Source organism: Sphingobium sp. KKT206, assembly GCF_055640555.1.
In genome coordinates, this window is record NZ_CM145764.1 from 755272 (window position 1) to 772885 (window position 17614).

The 17614-nt window shown below is 62.1% G+C and carries 16 protein-coding genes; 9 read left to right on the forward strand and 7 right to left on the reverse strand.

Annotation, left to right across the window (positions count from 1 at the left end; genetic code table 11):
* Positions 1-22: 22 nt before the first annotated feature.
* The 4 genes from ACZ2HM_RS03575 to ychF all read right to left on the reverse strand — a co-directional run bounded on the left by ACZ2HM_RS03575 (position 23) and on the right by ychF (position 3813).
* Positions 23-487, reverse strand: coding sequence for a MaoC family dehydratase (locus tag ACZ2HM_RS03575; protein ID WP_470426273.1), 465 nt, complete (start codon positions 485-487; stop codon positions 23-25).
* Between the two features lie 60 nt (positions 488-547).
* Positions 548-2098, reverse strand: coding sequence for an alkaline phosphatase D family protein (locus tag ACZ2HM_RS03580; RefSeq protein WP_470426274.1), 1551 nt, complete (start codon positions 2096-2098; stop codon positions 548-550).
* A gap of 89 nt (positions 2099-2187) precedes the next feature.
* Complete coding sequence (locus tag ACZ2HM_RS03585; RefSeq protein ID WP_470426275.1) at positions 2188-2709, reverse strand: DNA-deoxyinosine glycosylase; 522 nt, start codon at positions 2707-2709, stop codon at positions 2188-2190.
* A gap of 3 nt (positions 2710-2712) precedes the next feature.
* Positions 2713-3813 carry a redox-regulated ATPase YchF gene (gene ychF / locus ACZ2HM_RS03590; RefSeq protein WP_470426276.1) on the reverse strand — a complete coding sequence of 367 codons (1101 nt, stop codon included), beginning with the start codon at positions 3811-3813 and terminating at the stop codon, positions 2713-2715.
* Between the two features lie 132 nt (positions 3814-3945).
* Here ychF and ACZ2HM_RS03595 point away from each other — a divergent pair, with 132 nt between their 5' ends.
* Complete coding sequence (locus ACZ2HM_RS03595; RefSeq protein WP_470426277.1) at positions 3946-4395, forward strand: DUF983 domain-containing protein; 450 nt, start codon at positions 3946-3948, stop codon at positions 4393-4395.
* A gap of 9 nt (positions 4396-4404) precedes the next feature.
* On the opposite strand, the gene ACZ2HM_RS03600 is transcribed toward ACZ2HM_RS03595, so the two are convergent.
* Positions 4405-5820: a helix-turn-helix domain-containing protein gene (locus ACZ2HM_RS03600; RefSeq protein ID WP_470426278.1), complete on the reverse strand. Its 1416-nt coding sequence runs from the start codon at positions 5818-5820 to the stop codon at positions 4405-4407.
* A gap of 229 nt (positions 5821-6049) precedes the next feature.
* On the opposite strand from ACZ2HM_RS03600, the gene ACZ2HM_RS03605 reads away from it, so the two are divergent.
* The 6 genes from ACZ2HM_RS03605 to ACZ2HM_RS03630 all read left to right on the forward strand — a co-directional run bounded on the left by ACZ2HM_RS03605 (position 6050) and on the right by ACZ2HM_RS03630 (position 14182).
* Entirely contained in the window at positions 6050-7582 is a 1533-nt protein-coding gene (locus ACZ2HM_RS03605; RefSeq protein ID WP_333970346.1) for an acyl-CoA carboxylase subunit beta, read from the forward strand.
* 114 nt (positions 7583-7696) lie between these two features.
* Entirely contained in the window at positions 7697-8134 is a 438-nt protein-coding gene (gene mce, locus ACZ2HM_RS03610; RefSeq protein WP_470426279.1) for a methylmalonyl-CoA epimerase, read from the forward strand.
* Between the two features lie 182 nt (positions 8135-8316).
* Positions 8317-10470, forward strand: coding sequence for a methylmalonyl-CoA mutase (scpA, locus tag ACZ2HM_RS03615; protein ID WP_470426280.1), 2154 nt, complete (start codon positions 8317-8319; stop codon positions 10468-10470).
* A gap of 121 nt (positions 10471-10591) precedes the next feature.
* Positions 10592-11596: a biotin synthase BioB gene (gene bioB, locus ACZ2HM_RS03620; protein ID WP_037476793.1), complete on the forward strand. Its 1005-nt coding sequence runs from the start codon at positions 10592-10594 to the stop codon at positions 11594-11596.
* A gap of 79 nt (positions 11597-11675) precedes the next feature.
* Complete coding sequence (locus ACZ2HM_RS03625) at positions 11676-12059, forward strand: hypothetical protein (protein ID WP_037476795.1); 384 nt, start codon at positions 11676-11678, stop codon at positions 12057-12059.
* Between the two features lie 122 nt (positions 12060-12181).
* Positions 12182-14182 carry an acetyl-CoA carboxylase biotin carboxylase subunit gene (locus tag ACZ2HM_RS03630; protein ID WP_037476797.1) on the forward strand — a complete coding sequence of 667 codons (2001 nt, stop codon included), beginning with the start codon at positions 12182-12184 and terminating at the stop codon, positions 14180-14182.
* A gap of 108 nt (positions 14183-14290) precedes the next feature.
* On the opposite strand, the gene ACZ2HM_RS03635 is transcribed toward ACZ2HM_RS03630, so the two are convergent.
* Positions 14291-15463 (reverse strand): acetyl-CoA C-acetyltransferase, encoded by a 1173-nt coding sequence (locus ACZ2HM_RS03635; protein ID WP_470426281.1) that lies wholly within the window; start codon positions 15461-15463, stop codon positions 14291-14293.
* Positions 15464-15512: 49 nt separating this feature from the next.
* Positions 15513-16601: an alpha/beta hydrolase gene (locus tag ACZ2HM_RS03640; protein WP_470426282.1), complete on the reverse strand. Its 1089-nt coding sequence runs from the start codon at positions 16599-16601 to the stop codon at positions 15513-15515.
* Here ACZ2HM_RS03640 and phaR point away from each other — a divergent pair.
* Together phaR and ACZ2HM_RS03650 are read left to right on the forward strand one after the other, a co-directional pair.
* Positions 16600-17181: a polyhydroxyalkanoate synthesis repressor PhaR gene (gene phaR / locus ACZ2HM_RS03645; RefSeq protein WP_037476801.1), complete on the forward strand. Its 582-nt coding sequence runs from the start codon at positions 16600-16602 to the stop codon at positions 17179-17181. The two genes, ACZ2HM_RS03640 and phaR, sit on opposite strands and share 2 nt — an antisense overlap.
* A 21-nt stretch (positions 17182-17202) precedes the next feature.
* Positions 17203-17544 carry a hypothetical protein gene (locus ACZ2HM_RS03650; protein WP_037476803.1) on the forward strand — a complete coding sequence of 114 codons (342 nt, stop codon included), beginning with the start codon at positions 17203-17205 and terminating at the stop codon, positions 17542-17544.
* Positions 17545-17614 lie beyond the last annotated feature (70 nt).

The window sequence follows — 17614 nt, forward strand, 5'->3', positions numbered from 1 at the left end:
ACTGTCCCTTATCGAGCCGTAATCACACCGGGCGCGTGCGCCACATCGCGATCGGTATCATGGTTAGAACTGGCTGATCGTCCTGGTTGAGGATCGTCACCTTGCTGCGCACGATCCCCATTTCCGGGCGGCTTTTCGAGGCTTTCTTGTCGATCACTTCGCTGGTGCCGCGCACGGTGTCGCCGGGACGCAGCGGGCGGAGCCAGCGCAGTTCATCGACGCCGATCGCGCCCAGGCTCGCGGCCTGACGCGCAGGATTTTTTTGCATCTCGGTCACGAACATCTTCATGAACAGGGCGGTGGTGTGCCACCCGCTGGCCGACAAGGTGCCGAAATGGGTGGTCGCCGCTGCCTCGTCGGACAGGTGGAAGGGCTGGGCGTCGAACTCGGTAGCGAAGGCAATCGTTTCCTCGCGCGTGACCGTCAGTGGTCCGAAGGCGAAGCTGTCGCCGACCTCTATGTCCTCGAAATAGAGAATGTCATCCATCGCCATGCCTATCCTTTTGCAATAGATGCCGTTCTATCACCGCTTACGTTTACGTCAATGTCAGCTGATTTGCAGCGAAGGCTGGCCGCGCGGGACGGTCATGGTCGCGCGCGTGCTGATCGCGCCGCCCGGCGTCGACACCTGATCCATCACGCGCGCCTGCGTCGTCCAGGCGTCGGGTGTGACTTCGCAGACCAGATAGCCGCGCTGATCGTTGATGAATTTCAGCTCCGCATTATTCTTCAACATGACATCGCTGCCGGTGCGCAGGTTCGACCCATCGCCGCCCGACGAGATGGAGGTGGACACGAACTCAACCGCCACGGTCTTGTCGCCATTGTCGAGCAGCCCCGCGAAATTCTGATGCTCGTCGCCGGTCAGCACCACGACATTATCGAGGCCACGCATCTTGGCCAGCAACCGGCTGCGCTGCGCCGTATAGGCGGCCCAAGTGTCAATATTATAGATTTTCTGGGTCTCATCCGCATAGCGGCGGCGGTCGAGCGACATCATCATCACCTGCTGCGCCACGCAGTTCCATTGGGTCTGGCCGCGCTTCAAATTCTGGACCAGCCAGCTTTCCTCTTCTGGGGAAATGACCTGAGCCTTGCTGTCGTCGATGCCGGGGCAATAGGGTTTGAAGCCGTCGTCGCAGGGCTGTTTCGACCGGAAAGAGCGGGTGTCGAGAAAATCGATTGAGAGCAGATCGCCATAGCGAGCCTCGCGATACATGTTGGTGATGATCCCGTTGCGCGGCAGCATGGCAGCACGCACGGGCATATATTCATACCAGGCGTGTAGACCGGCCTGACGGCGCAGGCGGAAAATCTCCGGCGGCACCGCTTTCCAGTTTTCATCCTGCACCCAATTATTCTCCACCTCATGATCGTCGAAGGTGGGGAACCATGTATGCTTGGCGCGTGCAGCCTGCAGGTCATAATCGCTCAGATATTGGGCGTAGCGCAGCCGATAGTCCGCGACGTCGAGACAATCCTGGCCGATATGGTTGCGCACATGGGGTACGGGCAGTCCATCCTTGTCATAATCCGGTCCGCGCTGCTTATACTCATAGATGAAGTCGCCATAATGATAGACGAAGGCGAGGTCATCCTCGCGTGCGAGATGGCGGAAAGCGGTGAAGAACCCATCTTCATAATTCTGGCACCCGGCCACACCGAATTTCAGCGCCTTGGGGCTGGCCGAGGCCAGCGGCAACGTCCGTGCCCGGCCGCGCGGCGACTGGTCGCCTGCCAGCGCGAAGCGATACCAATAAGGACGATCAGCCTGCAACCCCGCGACCTCGACATGGACGCTGTGCGCCAGTTCAGGCCGCGCGGTCGCTTCGCCTGACGCCACGATCGTCTTGAAACGTTCGTCGCTGGCCACTTCCCATTTCACCGGCAGTGGGACCGTCGGCATGCCGCCATGCGGCTCGAACGGCTTGGGCGCCAGCTTGGTCCAGATGACAAAGCCGTCCGCCGCCGGATCGCCCGACGTCACCCCCAGCGAAAAGGGATAGCCCGCATACCAGCTTTGAGCCTTTACTATAGCAGGCGCGCCGATCAAGGGCGCGGCGGTGGCAACGGTCAGCAATTGACGGCGGGTGAACATGGCGGCGACCTTTATGGATGCGATGATTTTATGGCTGTCTCTTAGCGCTTCGCCCTAGCCGCGCAATATGACACACAGATGCAATACGGTCAGACCACCCACGACCGCAGGGCGGCCCAGCGCTCCGCCTTTTGCGCGCGCGACAGGCTGGCATAGGCGCCGCTGGAGGAGGGGAGGTCGATCAGCGTCAGGCCCGGCCGGTCACCTAACTGCCGCCGCCCGTGCATCGCGGAGGTCTTGCCATTGAAGCCGATCGCCACCAATTTCGGCAGCCGGGCGACGAACGCCCCCAGATCGCGCAGTTCGGCCGCGCGAATGGCCCCGTCGAGGCTCCCCTCACGCTGCGCGCTTTCGATCACATCCCATAGGCCGACGCCCCGTGCTCGTAACCGCTTGAGCCGCATGGCATAGGGGTGGCCGCGTAAATCCTCGCCCAGCACATCGCCCATCAGCATCCAGAAGGCATTGCCGCGATGGGCATAATATTCCCCCTGCCGGATCGACGCATCGCCGGGCAGGCTGCCCAGGATCAGCAGCCTTGTGTCCGCATCGATGCTGGGCGGGAAGGCGGCCTTGCGCTGCGCAGGCGATGGGCCGGGACGCAGCGCCAAGGGTTAGACGTTGAAGCGGAACAGCATGATGTCGCCGTCCTGCGTCACATATTCCTTGCCTTCCGACCGCCACTTGCCCGCTTCCTTGGCTCCGGCTTCGCCGTTGAACTGGACATAATCGCCAAAGGCCATGGTTTCGGCGCGGATGAAGCCTTTTTCGAAATCGGTATGGATCGCGCCAGCCGCCTGCGGCGCCTTTGATCCGCGCGCCACGGTCCAGGCGCGTGCTTCCTTGGGGCCGACGGTGAAGAAGGTGATGAGGCCGAGCAGTTCATAGCCTGCCTGGATGATCCGAGCGAGACCGGCTTCGGCAAGACACAGCGCGTCGAGATATTCCGCCCGTTCCTCGACCGGCATGGTGACGAGTTCGGCCTCGATCGCGGCGGAGACGATAACGGCCTTAGCATTTTCCGCCGCTGCCTTCTCGAACACGCGTGCCGAATGGGCGTTGCCGCTGGACGCGCTGTCCTCCTCGACATTGCAGACATAGAGGACGGGCTTGGCGGTCAGCAATTGCGCCTGCGCGAACAGCCTTGCTTCTTCCTCGTCGCGCGGCACCGTCAATCGTGCGGGCTTGCCGTCGCGCAGCAGGTCTAGCGCCTGGCCCAGAACGGCGGCGGCCGCCTTGGCTTCCTTGTCGCCCTGCGCGCCTTTTTTCAACAGGTTGGGAACGCGCTTTTCCAGGCTTTCGAGGTCGGCCAGCATCAATTCCGTCTCGACCGTTTCGGCGTCGGCGATCGGATCGACTTTATTTTCGACATGGGTGATGTCGTCATCTTCGAAACAGCGCAGCACATGGACAATCGCGTCGGTCTCGCGGATATTGGCCAGGAACTGGTTGCCCAGCCCTTCACCCTTGGACGCGCCACGCACCAGACCCGCAATGTCCACGAAGGCCAATTGCGTTTCGATGATCTTGGCCGACCCGCCGATCTTCGCGATCGTCTCCAGCCGGGGATCGGGCACGGCCACGCGCCCCTCGTTCGGTTCGATCGTGCAGAAGGGATAGTTCGCCGCCTGCGCCGCCTGCGTCTCGGTCAACGCGTTGAACAGGGTGGACTTGCCCACATTGGGAAGACCGACGATACCACAACGAAAACCCATTTGACTGCCTTTGAAGATCGGAAGGATTGGCGCGCGCGATAGCGCCTTGTGCGCCCCTTGGCCAGTGGCGCGCAAAGGGGTAGGACAAAAGGGCCAATTGCAATGCGCTTCGCACGCGCCACATGGAGTGTCATGACAGACACGCAAAGCCAGGCCCATTGGGTTGACGAGATCGGCCGCCAATGGCCCAAGCGCCCGGCGCATGAGACGGGTGTACTCGGTCGCTGTCCCCGCTGCGGCGAAGGGCATATTTTCAACGGCTTCCTGACCATGCGCGATCGTTGCGAAGTCTGTGGCCTTGATTACAGCTTTGCCGACCCTGCCGATGGCCCCGCCGTGTTCGTGCAATTATTCGCCTGCGTGCCCGGCGTCATTTTCATCATCATGCTCGAAATCATGGCGCGGCCGGGCGTTTGGGTCCATCTGGCCGTTGGCGTGCCGGTGCTGATCCTGACCACCATTTTGCCCATGCGCCCGATCAAGGGCTGGCTGGTCGCCGCGCAGTTCACGATGAAGGCGCAGGAAGCGGGCACGGCGGGCTTGTGGGCGAAACTACATGACGGCCAAGGGACCAAGCCCTAACCCTATCGCTTACCCAATCCAGTAAGGGACGATCTGCCGATTGTCCGGGTCGACATGGATCGGCCGATCGGCCGGCGGAAAGGCGCGCTGGTCGCAGCTTTGGCGCGAACAGAGGCGACAGGTGATGCCGATCGGCGTCGCTGCGCCTTCGACGTCCAGTTGCAGCCCGTCGGCATAGACGAAGTTCGCCGCATGCGCCGTCTCGCACCCCAGTACCACGGCAAAGCGGCGCGGCGTCCGGCTGTAGCTGCCCGATGGCTTTACCAGCCCCTTGGCCATGGAGACGTAGCGCACGCCGTCGGGCGTTTCGCCCAGTTGCACGTTGATCCGGTCGGGAATCGCGACTGCCTCATGCACGTTCCATAAAGGGCAAGCGCCGCCAAACCGCGCGAACTGCAAGCGGGTGGCGCTGTGCCGCTTGGTGATATTGCCCGCCATGTCGACGCGGCAGAAGAAGAAGGGGATGCCGCGCAGCCCCGGTCGCTGAAGCGTCGAAAGCCGGTGGCAGGCCTGCTCGAAACTCACGCCGAAGGTGCGGGCGAGCCGGTCGATGTCGTGGCGCATCGTGCGGGCGGCTTCGCGGAAGGCGGCATAGGGCATCAGCAGCGCGCCTGCCGCATAATTGCCAAGGCCGATTGCCAAAAGCCGATCCGCGCCGGCGACGGGCAGCCCCGCCTTGCTCACCACATCGGCGATAACGGCCTGCCCCTCCAGCATCATGAGCTGGTGCGCCAGCATGAATTTGCGGCTCTCGGTCGGCAGCGCCGCGTTGACGAACAGCCGCTTGGTGCTGCTGGTATAGGATCGCAGCGCGCTGTCGGGCGTGTCGGCGATCAGCGTTTCGATGCCATGCCGCCGCGCCAGCGCTTCGACCAGCATGCCTTCGTCCAGTGTCTGTCCGGCGGTAAAGCTCGCGGCCATATCTTCGGCCAGGCAATCGATGCTGTGGACATAATTGCCCGCCTCATGAAACCAGTCGCGCGCCGCCTCCCATGGCAGCCGCGCCTGCACCGTGCTGTCGTTGGCGATCGCTTCCTCGATCATGTTGATGCGCTCGTTCGCCCGCAGATGCGCGTTATAAAGGTCGAGATAGCGCGCTGCGAATTCAGGGAATTGCAGATGCAATTTCTCGATCCGCTCCGGCTCCAGCGCGACACCGGGCAATTCGGGATGGCTAAGCGCGAAGGTGAAGGCGCCGAGCATCTGCTCATCCTCGCGCGCATCGAAGCTGGCCCAATCGGTCGGAAAGGCATTGGCGAGTGCGGCCTTGACCTTGGCGGTCAGGGGACGGTCGTCATTCTCCATCTGGGAGAGGTAGGACACGGAAATGCCCAACGCCTGCGCCATCGTCGCCTGGTCCATGCGATGGTCGAGGCGCAACTGGCGCAGCCTTGGTCCTGCAAAGATACGGTTGCCGCGTGCCATGTCTGCGTTCCCTCCTCAGTAGCTCCCAACCGCCGTTCGTTTCGAGCGAAGTCGAGAAACCTGTACGCCCGTTTCTCGACTTCGCTCGAAACGAACGGATGGTGGGGTGTTCGACACTAATTTGCGAAGTCGTGATTTGCAAATTAGCAAATTTACATTTGCGAAAAGTCGCAAAGCTTGGGACAGAGCCGCTATAAGACGTCCGCGCAATGACCGGAGAGATATGCCTATGTCGAAGCTCGCCATTATCGAACAGCTTGAAGCCAAGCGCGAAGGTGCGCGCATGGGCGGCGGCCAACGCCGCATTGATGCCCAGCATGGTAAGGGCAAGCTGACCGCGCGCGAGCGGATCGAGGTGTTGCTGGACGAGGACAGCTTTGAAGAGCTGGACATGTATGTCGAGCATAATTGCGTCGATTTCGGCATGGACGAAGCGCATATCCCCGGCGACGGCGTGGTCACCGGATCGGGTACGATCAACGGGCGGCTGGTGTTCGTCTTTAGCCAGGACTTCACCGTCTATGGCGGCGCGGTGTCCGAACGGCACGCGATGAAAATCTGCAAGATCATGGACATGGCGCTGAAGGTCGGCGCGCCGGTGATCGGGCTGAACGACAGCGGCGGGGCGCGGATTCAGGAGGGCGTTGCATCGCTCGCGGGCTATGCCGAGATTTTCCAGCGCAATGTGCTGGCGTCGGGCGTGGTGCCGCAGATCAGCGTCATCATGGGGCCATGCGCGGGCGGCGCGGTTTATTCGCCGGCCATGACCGACTTCATCTTCATGGTGAAGGATAGCAGTTTCATGTTCGTGACTGGGCCGGACGTGGTCAAGACGGTGACGAACGAGGTGGTGACGCAGGAGGAACTGGGCGGCGCGGTGACGCACACGACCAAGTCGGGCGTCGCGGACGTGGCGTTTGAGAATGATATCGAAGCGCTGCTGGCGGTGCGCGATTTCGTCGATTTCCTGCCCGCGTCGAACAAGGAGCCGGTGCCGGAGCGTCCGAGCGCGGACCCGTGGGACCGGATCGAGCCGAGCCTCGACACGCTGATCCCCGCCAACGCGAACCAGCCCTATGACATGCACGAACTGATCAAGAAGATCGTGGATGAAGGCGATTTCTTCGAGGTGCAGCCCGCTCATGCGGGCAACATCATCTGCGGCTTTGGCCGGGTGGAGGGCCGCACGGTCGGCATTGTAGCCAACCAGCCCTTCGTGCTGGCAGGGGTGCTCGATATCAACTCATCCAAAAAGGCCGGGCGTTTCGTGCGCTTCTGCGATGCGTTCGAAATTCCGATCGTGACGTTGGTGGACGTGCCGGGCTTCCTGCCGGGAACCGCGCAAGAGCATAACGGCATCATCAAACATGGCGCGAAACTGCTATTCGCTTATGCCGAAGCGACGGTGCCCAAGATCACCATCATCACGCGCAAGGCCTATGGCGGCGCCTATGACGTGATGGCGTCCAAGCATCTGCGTGGCGATCTGAACTACGCCTGGCCGACGGCCGAAATCGCGGTGATGGGGGCCAAGGGCGCGGTGGAGATCATCTTCCGGGGTAAGACGGCAGACGAGATTGCCGAGCGGACGGCGGAATATGAAGCGCGCTTCGCCAACCCGTTCGTGGCCGCGTCAAAGGGCTTCATCGACGAGGTGATCCAGCCGCATTCGACGCGCAAGCGGATCGCGCTGGGCCTGCGGAAACTGCGCAACAAGGCGCTGGAGAATCCGTGGAAGAAGCATGACAATATTCCGCTTTAACTAAGACCCGTCATCCCCGCGAAGGCGGGGAGCCATCTCCGGGCCTCGCGCCTTGGGATGGGGTGGGAGATGGGTTCCCGCCTGCGCGGCAATGACGAAGTTTAGGAACGCATGATGAAACTCGGCCGTCTCAACCATATCGGTGTCGCTACGCCCAGCTTGGAAAAGAGCATCGCATATTATCGCGATGTTATGGGCGCGACGAAGATCCACGACCCGTTCGACCTGCCTGCGCAGGGAGTGAAGGTGTGTTTTATCGATACGCCGGAGGAGAATGGCACGGCCGGGACGCAGATCGAGTTGATCGAGCCGTTCGATGAAAGCTCGCCGATCACGGCGTTCATCGCCAAGAACCCGGCCGGGGGGCAGCATCATATGTGCTACGAAGTACCCGACATTCTCGAAGCCAAGGCTTGGTTCGAGGCGAAGGGCGCGCGGGTGCTGGGTGAGCCGCGCATCGGGGCGCATGGGACGCCGATCTTCTTCGTGCATCCCAAGGATATGAACGGGGTGCTGACCGAGATCATGGAGACGCCGAAGGAGGCGCATTGATATTAAGTCCTCTCCCGCAAGCGGGAGAGGATACGGAGCCTTGGCGGCTTGTCCGCCTAGGCGAAGTTGGTGAGGGCATGCGACGCGCGATACCCTCACCACTGCGACTAAGGCCCGCTACGCGGACCTAAGTCTCGTTGCCTCTCCCGCTTGCGGGAGAGGGGTAGAAGGTAAGGTGAAAAATGACCGACAAGCCGACGCTGGATCAATGGGCCGCCGCTGCCGCCAAGGAAGTGAAGGGCAAGGATTTGACCTGGGCGACCCCGGAAGGGATCGCGGTCAAGCCGCTCTACACGGCTGAGGACGTGACCGTCGATCCGGGCCTGCCGGGCTTTGCGCCGTTCACGCGGGGGGTACGCGCGTCCATGTATGCCGGGCGACCCTGGACCATCCGCCAATATGCGGGCTTCTCCACCGCCGAGGAATCCAACGCCTTCTACCGCCGCAACCTCGCCGCTGGGCAGAAAGGATTGTCGGTCGCCTTCGATCTCGCCACCCATCGCGGTTATGACAGCGACCATCCGCGCGTCACCGGCGACGTCGGCAAGGCGGGCGTGGCGATCGATACGATCGAGGACATGAAGATCCTGTTCGACGGCATCCCGCTCGACCAGATGTCGGTTTCCATGACCATGAACGGCGCGGTGATCCCGATCTTGGCCTTCTTCATCGTCGCGGGCGAGGAGCAGGGCGTCGATCGCAAATTGCTCGACGGGACCATCCAGAACGACATCCTCAAGGAGTTCATGGTCCGCAACACGTACATCTACCCGCCCGAACCCTCGATGCGGATCATCAGCGACATTTTCGGCTATACGTCGCGTGAGATGCCCAAATTCAACAGCATCTCCATTTCCGGCTATCATATGCAGGAAGCCGGCGCGACGCAGGTGCAGGAACTGGCCTTCACCATCGCCGACGGCATGGAATATGTGAAATATGGCGTCGCGTCGGGCCTCGATATCGACAAGTTCGCGGGACGGCTGAGCTTCTTTTTCGCCATCGGCATGAACTTCTTCATGGAGATCGCCAAGCTGCGGGCCGCGCGGGTGTTGTGGCACCGGGCGATGACGGAACTGGGCGCGAAGGACGAGCGGTCCAAGATGCTGCGGACGCATTGCCAGACCAGCGGCGTGTCGCTGACCGAACAAGACCCTTATAACAACGTCATGCGCACCACGATCGAGGCGATGGCCGCGATGCTGGGCGGCACCCAGTCGCTTCACACCAATGCGCTGGACGAGGCCATTGCGCTCCCCACTGACTTTTCCGCCCGGATCGCGCGCAATACGCAGATCGTGATCCAGGAAGAGACGGGGATGACCAAGGTGGTCGATCCGCTGGGCGGCTCCTATTATGTCGAAGCGCTGACGCAGCAACTGGTCGATGAAGCCTGGGCCATCATCGAGAAGGTGCAGGCCGATGGCGGCATGGCCAAGGCCGTGGCGGCAGGCTGGCCCAAGGCGATGATCGAGACGGCCGCCGCCGCGCGGCAGGCGCGGGTCGATCGCGGCGACGACGTGATTGTGGGCGTGAACAAATATCGGCTGGCGAGCGAGGATTTCCTCGAAACGCTCGACATCGACAATGCCAAGGTGCGCGAAGGCCAGATCGCACGCATCAACCGGGTGAAAGCGGAGCGTGATGGCGCCGCATGTGAAGCCGCTTTGCAGGCGCTGCGCGACGGTGCTGCGAAGCCCTCCAGTCTCGACAATAATCTTCTCGCCCTTGCCGTCGAGGCGGCCCGCGCCCGCGCGACGCTGGGCGAAATCTCCTCCGCCATGGAGGAAAGCTTTGATCGCTACGGCACGCAGCCGACGCCGGTAAAGGGCGTCTACAGCGCGCCTTATGCGGGTGACAGCCGCTGGCAACAGGTTCTTGACGGCGTGCAGGCCGTCGAGCGGCGCCTCGGTCGCAAACCCAAACTCCTCGTCGCCAAAATGGGGCAGGATGGGCATGATCGAGGCGCCAACGTGATCGCGTCGGCATTCGGCGACATGGGCTTCGACGTGGTGTCGGGACCGTTGTTCCAGACGCCCGAAGAAACCGTCGTGCTGGCGCTGGAAAGCGACGTGGATGTGGTGGGTGCGTCGTCGCTGGCGGCGGGTCACAAGACGCTGATCCCCGATCTCATCGCCAAGTTGCGTGAAGCAGGCCGCAACGACATCAAGGTGATCGCGGGTGGTGTCATCCCGCCGCAGGATTATGACTTCCTCCGTGACGCGGGCGTTCAGGGCATTTATGGACCGGGTTCCAATGTCGTGGAATGCGCCGCCGACGTGCTGCGCCTCCTCGGCCACAACATGCCCCCCGCTGGGCTGGAGGACGCCGCTTGACTACCCTCTTCATCCTGACCCGCACCCAACAGCCGTTCGTTTCGAGCGTAGTCGAGAAACGTTGGCACCGTCCTTGCCGCTTCTCGACTTCGCTCGAAGCGAACGGAGGTGGTAAGTGACCATGACCGATACCACCGCCCGCACCGACTGGACCCGTGCCGAAATCGCCGCGCTGTTCGACCTGCCGTTCGCCGACCTGATGTTCGAGGCGCAGACCATCCACCGCGCCAATTTTCCGCGCAACGAAGTGCAACTCTCCACCCTGCTGTCGATCAAGACCGGCGGTTGTCCGGAGGATTGCGGCTATTGCAACCAGTCGGCCTCGGCGGAAAGCGGTCTCAAGGCCGAAAAGCTGATGAGCGTGCAGGCCGTGATGCAGGCGGCGGCGCAGGCGAAGGACGCGGGGTCATCGCGCTTCTGCATGGGCGCGGCGTGGCGCAATCCTAAGGAGCGCGACATGCCCGCCATCGTCCAGATGGTGCAGGGCGTGCGCCAGATGGGCATGGAAACCTGCATGACGCTGGGGATGCTCAACGAAAGCCAGGCCAAGGTTCTGGCCGATGCGGGCCTCGACTATTACAACCATAATATCGATACCTCGCCTGAACATTATGAGAAGGTGATCACCACCCGTACTTTTGATGACCGGCTGGAAACGCTGGAGAATGTCCGCAATTCGGGGATCAATGTCTGCTCCGGCGGGATCGTCGGCATGGGTGAGACGCGCGAAGATCGCGTCGGCTTCCTGCACGCGCTGGCCGTGCTGCCACAGCATCCGCAGAGCGTGCCGATCAATGCGCTCGTGCCAGTCAAGGGCACCGTGCTGGGCAATATGCTGGCCGACACGCCGCTCGCGAAGATCGACGAGATCGAGTTTGTGCGGACGGTGGCGGTGGCGCGGATCGTGATGCCGGAGAGCATGGTGCGGCTGAGTGCGGGGCGCGAAAGCATGTCGGATGCGTGCCAGGCTTTGTGTTTCATGGCGGGCGCGAACAGCATCTTCACCGGCGACAAGTTGCTGACCACGGCCAATGCGGGCGACAATGCCGATGCAGCGCTGTTCGCCAAGCTGGGCGTGGTGCCGATGCAGGCCGAGGTGAAGGTTGCGATGGAGGCGGCGGAGTGAGTTTCGCACTCACCTCCGTCACCCCGGACTTGATCCGGGGTCTCGCTTTTTCTCCGGCGATACGCGTGAAGAAAGCGGGATGCCGGATCAAGTCCGGCATGACGGATTATTGCGTGGAGGCAATGGGTTGATCCAAGATTGGGAAACTTGGCTGGTCGAGGATGCCGGTCATTCGATCATCGAGAAGAAGGCGTCTGTTGGTTTGGATTCGTTGTCGCCTGCTGAGCGGCTCACATACTGCCTCTGGGTAACGGATTACAGCATGAGAAATGCTGGTGATCTGCAAACGGCATCTGACCTTTATCCAGCGTTTCAGGTTGAGGCTGCCAACCTTGCCAGAAATCTTCACCTGCAGATGACATCTGAGATTTTTCAGATGGAAACGGCAGAATTGGAAAGTTCGTATTTTAATCGCTTTGATGCCGTCTGTGCTGAAGTTTCGAGAGCACTCACAGCAACTTAACACCACTACTTCCGTTCGCCCTGAGCTTGTCGAAGGGCTGCTTTTCTCCTTGAGAGGAAGAACGGGGCTTCGACAGGCTCAGCCCGAACGGCTGATAGGATAGGACTGGGACAGGGAATAATATGGCAATCACCAAGATCCTGATCGCGAACCGTGGCGAAATTGCGTGTCGTGTCATGCGCACGGCCAAGAAGATGGGCATCAAGACCGTCGCGGTCTATTCCGATGCCGATGCGCGCGCGCCGCATGTCCTCATGGCGGATGAAGCCGTGCACATCGGCCCGTCGCCCGCCGCCCAATCCTATCTGATTGCCGACAAGATCATCGAAGCGTGCAAACAGACCGGTGCCGACGCCGTCCACCCCGGCTACGGCTTCCTCTCCGAACGCGAGAGCTTCCGTACGGCGCTGGACGCGGAAGGCATCATCTTCGTCGGCCCGCCCGCCAATGCCATCGCGGCGATGGGTGACAAGATCGAGTCCAAGAAGCTCGCGCTGGAAGCGGGCGTCAATGTCGTACCGGGCTTCGTCGGCGTCATTGACGACACCGAACATGCCGTAAAAATCTCCAACGAGATCGGCTATCCGGTCATGATGAAGGCATCTGCCGGTGGCGGTGGCAAGGGGATGCGCCTCGCTTATAATGAGCAGGATGTCCGCGAAGGCTTTGAAGCGACCAAGCGCGAAGGCCTGGCCAGCTTCGGCGACGATCGCGTCTTCATCGAGAAGTTCATCGAAAGCCCGCGCCATATCGAAATCCAGATATTGGGCGATCAGCATGGCAATATCGTCTATTTGAACGAGCGCGAATGTTCGATCCAGCGCCGGCACCAGAAGGTGGTCGAGGAAGCGCCGTCGCCCTTCGTCACGCCCAAGATGCGCAAGGCGATGGGCGAGCAATGTGTCGCGCTCGCCCGCGCGGTCGGCTATTTCAGCGCCGGGACCGTCGAACTGATCGTCAGCGGCGCGGACACGACCGGGGAGGGTTTCTATTTCCTCGAAATGAACACCCGGTTGCAGGTCGAACATCCTGTGACCGAAGAAATCACCGGCGTCGATCTGGTCGAGCAGATGATCCGCGTCGCCAATGGCGAGGCGCTGGCGTTCACGCAGGATGACGTCAAAATCAACGGCTGGGCGATCGAGAACCGCGTCTATGCCGAAGACCCTTATCGTGGTTTCCTGCCGTCGACCGGTCGGCTCGTCCGCTACAATCCGCCCGAAACCGGCACCGACGAAAGCGGCGCGCTCATCCGCGTCGATGACGGCGTGGTCGAAGGCGGTGAAGTCTCCATGTTCTACGACCCGATGATTGCCAAGCTGATCACCTGGGCCCCCACGCGGCTGGAAGCGATCGACAAGCAGATCGAGGCACTCGACAAGTTCGAGATCGAGGGACCGGGCCATAATATCGATTTCGTGTCTGCCCTGATGCAGCATGAGCGCTTCCGCTCCGGCAACATTACGACCGGCTTCATCGCGGAGGAATATCCCGATGGTTTCCAGGGCGCGCCTGCTTCGCCCGAATTGCTGCAGCGGCTCGCCGCGATCGGTGCCTTTGCCGCCATGGCCCAGGCCGACCGCGCCCGCCGCATCGACGGCCAGTTGGGCAAACGCTTGCCGCCGCCCACTGGCTGGCAGGTCAAGATCGGCGACAGCGTCCATGATGTGGAAATCGACGGCGACGATGTCACCGTCGATGGCGTGGGCGTAGACATGGCGCTCGAATATACGCCCGGCGATCGGCTGATCGAAGCGGAGTTCGGCGACGAGGAATTGGCGGTGAAGATCGCCCCGACCCGCGCCGGCTTCGTCCTGACCGCCCATGGTGCCAGCCACAAGCTGCGTATCCTGCCCGCCCATGCTGCCCCCTATGCTGCGCACATGATCGAAAAAATCCCCCCAGACCTGTCGCGCTACCTGATCTGCCCGATGCCGGGCTTGCTGGTCGCGTTGCATGTGGCTGCGGGCGACAACGTCGAGGCCGGGCAGCCGCTCGCGGTGATCGAGGCGATGAAGATGGAAAATATCCTGCGCGCGCAAAAGGCGGGCGTAGTGAAAAGCGTCTCCGCGGCGCAAGGCGACAGCCTGGCCGTCGACGCGGTCATATTGGAGATGGAGTGACGCGCTTGATAGCGCTGTCGCTTACGAGGCCGACCTGAACCAGATATAATAAAAAAGGGCCGCCGCTCCGGTTTGGAGCGGCTGCCCTTTTTTACACCTACACCGACATCAGCGCTCGATACACATCGCCACGCCCATGCCGCCGCCGATGCACAGGGTCGCCAGACCCTTTTTCGCATCGCGCTTGGCCATCTCGTACAGCAACGTCGTCAGGACGCGCGCGCCCGAAGCACCGATCGGATGGCCGATGGCGATCGCGCCGCCATTGACGTTGACCTTCTCCGCATCCCAGCCCAGTTCCTGGCCGACCGACAGCGCCTGCGCCGCGAAGGCTTCATTGGCTTCGATCAGGTCGAGATCGGCAACGGACCAGCCCGCTTTCTCCAGCGCCTTGCGGCTTGCTGGGGCCGGGCCGATGCCCATGATCGAGGGATCGACGCCGCAGGTCGCGAAACCGGCGATCCGCCCCAGGATCGTCGCACCGCGCTTGGCGGCGGCATCGGCGGTCATCAGGACGAGCGCGGCGGCACCATCGTTCAGGCCGCTCGCATTGCCGGCGGTCACGCTGCCATCCTTCTTGAAGGCCGGACGCAGCGCCTGCATGCCTTCAATCGTGGCACCCGCGCGGATATATTCGTCGGCATCGACGATGGTGTCGCCCTTGCGGCCCTTGATCGTGATCGGCACGATTTCGTCGGCAAAGCGACCCGAAGCGCGCGCCGCTTCCGCCTTGTTCTGGCTGGCGACGGCGAAAGCGTCCTGCGCTTCCCGGCTGATCTGATATTTTTCCGCCAGATTTTCGGCGGTGATGCCCATATGGTAATTGTTGAAAGCGTCGGTCAGGCCGTCGTGAATCATCGTGTCGATCAGGCTGACATTGCCCATCTTGCTACCGCCACGCAGATATTGCGCATGGGGGGCGAGCGACATGCTTTCCTGCCCACCCGCGACCATGATGTTGGCGTCACCCGCACGGATCGCCTGAGCCGCCAAGGCGACAGCGCGCAGGCCTGAACCGCACAACTGATTGATGCCGATCGCGGTGCGCTCAACCGGAATGCCCGCATTGACGGCCGCCTGGCGCGCCGGGTTCTGGCCCTGGCCTGCGCTCAGCACCTGGCCCAGGATCACTTCGTCCACTTCGTCCGGCGCGACGCCAGCTTGCGCCAATGCAGCGAGGATCGCCTGACGACCCAGTTCATGCGCAGGGGTCGATCCGAACGCGCCCATGAAGCTGCCGACGGCGGTGCGCTTGGCGGCGGTAATCACGATGTCTGACAAAGGCCTGATCCTCTAATGACAGGGGTTGTTTTCGCCCGCGCCCATAGCATCATCCGCCATGGCTGGAAACCCAATCGGACAGCGGATCCCATAGTAGCGTGCGTGCCCGGCCGCCCACGACCATGCCGACATGGCCAAGCGCCAGGCTGCGTTGCTCGGCAAGATCAGGAGCAGCCGCGGCGGGCACGATGCGGTCGGTTGTCGATCGGATCGAAAGACTGGGGCAGTGCAGGGCTTTGGGATCGATCAACTGGCCGCCTACCGACCACCGCCCTTCGCCGGTTGCATCGCCCGCATAGAGATCATCGAACAAGTCGCGGGCCGCAGCGTAGGTCAGCGGTGCGCCTTCATTCGCCCAATCCTCGACCGCCAGGAACGCGCGGGCAGCATCCGATCCTTTTTCCATATCGGCGAAGGCGGCATATTTCTGGATCGTGCGCTTGGGGTCCATCGCCCAGAAGCCTGATTGCAGCACTTCCATCGGCACATAACCCAGCCGTTCGCAGATCGCCTTGGCGTCGCGCCACAGCACGCTGATTTCCTGTCGATCGGCATCGGCGAAACCGTCGAAGGTCCAGGGCGACGCGATCGCGACGACGGCCGTTACCTCGCGCAGCATGGCCGCAGCAATCGCGAACGTGCCGCCAAGGCAATAGCCCGCCAGAATGGGCGGGCGCGGTAGATCGGCGAGCAATGGCAGTAATCGCTCCGTTATATGCGCATCCAGGCCCATCGCTGCATCGCGGTGCGTCGGGGCGCCCCAATCGACCAGATAAGCGTCATGCCCCGCTGCGCACATGTGGCGCAGCATCGATCGGCTCTCCGACAGGTCCAATACTTGCGGCGGATTGATCAGCGAGGGGATGAACACCACCGGCGCCCGCCCATTTTCAACGCCATAGCGCAGCAGTCGAGCGCTGCCCGCCACGGCCACGCAATCGGGGGCAGGGGGAGCAGGCGGGCGCTGCGCCTCCTGATAGCGGCGCAGGCCTGTGAACGCGCGGCGGCGCAGTTCAGGATCGCCCTGCGTCTCGCGCCATAAAATATTGAGAAAAAGGGGTAATGGGCGCGGTCCATGTTGCGGTGCGACATGGCCTTGTGCTAGTGCAGAATGAGGTTCTGAGGGAGAGGCTTTCATGTCCAAATCTAAAGTGGTCAACGAATCCGATCCGGTCGTTATCAAGAAGTACGCCAACCGGCGTCTCTATAATACCGAAACTTCCAGCTACATCACGCTCGACCTGTTGTCGCAGATGACCCGCGAAGGACGCGAGTTCACCGTGGTCGATGCCAAGTCCGGCGAGGACATCACGCACAACGTCCTGACCCAGATCATCATGGAGGAAGAACAGCGCGGCACTAACATGCTGCCCGTCAACTTCCTGCGTCAGCTGATTTCCATGTATGGCGATTCGATGCAATCGATGGTGCCGCAATATCTGGAATCGTCGATGGACGCGTTCCGCAAGAACCAGCAGCAATTTCAGGAAGCCATGAAGGGCGCTTTTGGCGGCGGCCCGCTGGCCGAGATCGCCAAGCGCAACCTGCAGATGTTCGAAGCGGCGGCCAGCGCCTTTGGCAATGGCGTGCCGGGGATGCCAGGCGTTCCGGGTGCAGCACCTGCACCCGCTGCAACGGACGGCAGCAAGGATGACGAGATCGCGGCGCTCAAGGCGCAACTGGCGGCGTTGAACGCAAAGATCGACAAGCTGAGCTGAATAACAGGATCGGACGGGACCATGGCGAAGGCGGATCGGTTAGAGCGGCTCGACGTTCACCGCGAGGAACTGGAACTCGCCTATCGCGAGGCGCTGATCGCGGCGCTCCAGACGACCGCCAGTGGCAAATGGGGCCTGTTCGATCATCAGAAGGACAAGGCGGCGCGGGCCAAGGCTGCGCCGATCGTCGCCGACCTGTGCGACACAGCCAACGAGATTGACGATCTGCGCGCCACTTTGGGCCTGGAGCCGTTCGCCCTGCATCAGGATTTCATGGCCGCGCGCGGGCCGGTATCGTCCGACGCTGTCGGCGAACCCAAACAGGCGCGCGCCTGGCTCGATCGGCTGGGCGTTCCGGCCTGACTTCATTGCCATGCTCAGGGGTCGACAGGCGTAGCGCGCTTGCCCTATGGCGCGCCATTCCTTTCCGTTT

Excerpts from the sequence above, each read along its gene's own strand:
- ACZ2HM_RS03575 (WP_470426273.1), bottom strand. The coding sequence starts at position 487 with ATGGATGACATTCTCTATTTCGAGGACATAGAGGTCGGCGACAGCTTC.
- ACZ2HM_RS03580 (WP_470426274.1), bottom strand. The coding sequence starts at position 2,098 with ATGTTCACCCGCCGTCAATTGCTGACCGTTGCCACCGCCGCGCCCTTG.
- ychF (WP_470426276.1), bottom strand. The coding sequence starts at position 3,813 with ATGGGTTTTCGTTGTGGTATCGTCGGTCTTCCCAATGTGGGCAAGTCC.
- ACZ2HM_RS03595 (WP_470426277.1), top strand. The coding sequence starts at position 3,946 with ATGACAGACACGCAAAGCCAGGCCCATTGGGTTGACGAGATCGGCCGC.
- ACZ2HM_RS03600 (WP_470426278.1), bottom strand. The coding sequence starts at position 5,820 with ATGGCACGCGGCAACCGTATCTTTGCAGGACCAAGGCTGCGCCAGTTG.
- ACZ2HM_RS03605 (WP_333970346.1), top strand. The coding sequence starts at position 6,050 with ATGTCGAAGCTCGCCATTATCGAACAGCTTGAAGCCAAGCGCGAAGGT.
- mce (WP_470426279.1), top strand. The coding sequence starts at position 7,697 with ATGAAACTCGGCCGTCTCAACCATATCGGTGTCGCTACGCCCAGCTTG.
- scpA (WP_470426280.1), top strand. The coding sequence starts at position 8,317 with ATGACCGACAAGCCGACGCTGGATCAATGGGCCGCCGCTGCCGCCAAG.
- bioB (WP_037476793.1), top strand. The coding sequence starts at position 10,592 with ATGACCGATACCACCGCCCGCACCGACTGGACCCGTGCCGAAATCGCC.
- ACZ2HM_RS03625 (WP_037476795.1), top strand. The coding sequence starts at position 11,676 with ATGCCGGATCAAGTCCGGCATGACGGATTATTGCGTGGAGGCAATGGG.
- ACZ2HM_RS03630 (WP_037476797.1), top strand. The coding sequence starts at position 12,182 with ATGGCAATCACCAAGATCCTGATCGCGAACCGTGGCGAAATTGCGTGT.
- phaR (WP_037476801.1), top strand. The coding sequence starts at position 16,600 with ATGTCCAAATCTAAAGTGGTCAACGAATCCGATCCGGTCGTTATCAAG.
- ACZ2HM_RS03640 (WP_470426282.1), bottom strand. The coding sequence starts at position 16,601 with ATGAAAGCCTCTCCCTCAGAACCTCATTCTGCACTAGCACAAGGCCAT.
- ACZ2HM_RS03650 (WP_037476803.1), top strand. The coding sequence starts at position 17,203 with ATGGCGAAGGCGGATCGGTTAGAGCGGCTCGACGTTCACCGCGAGGAA.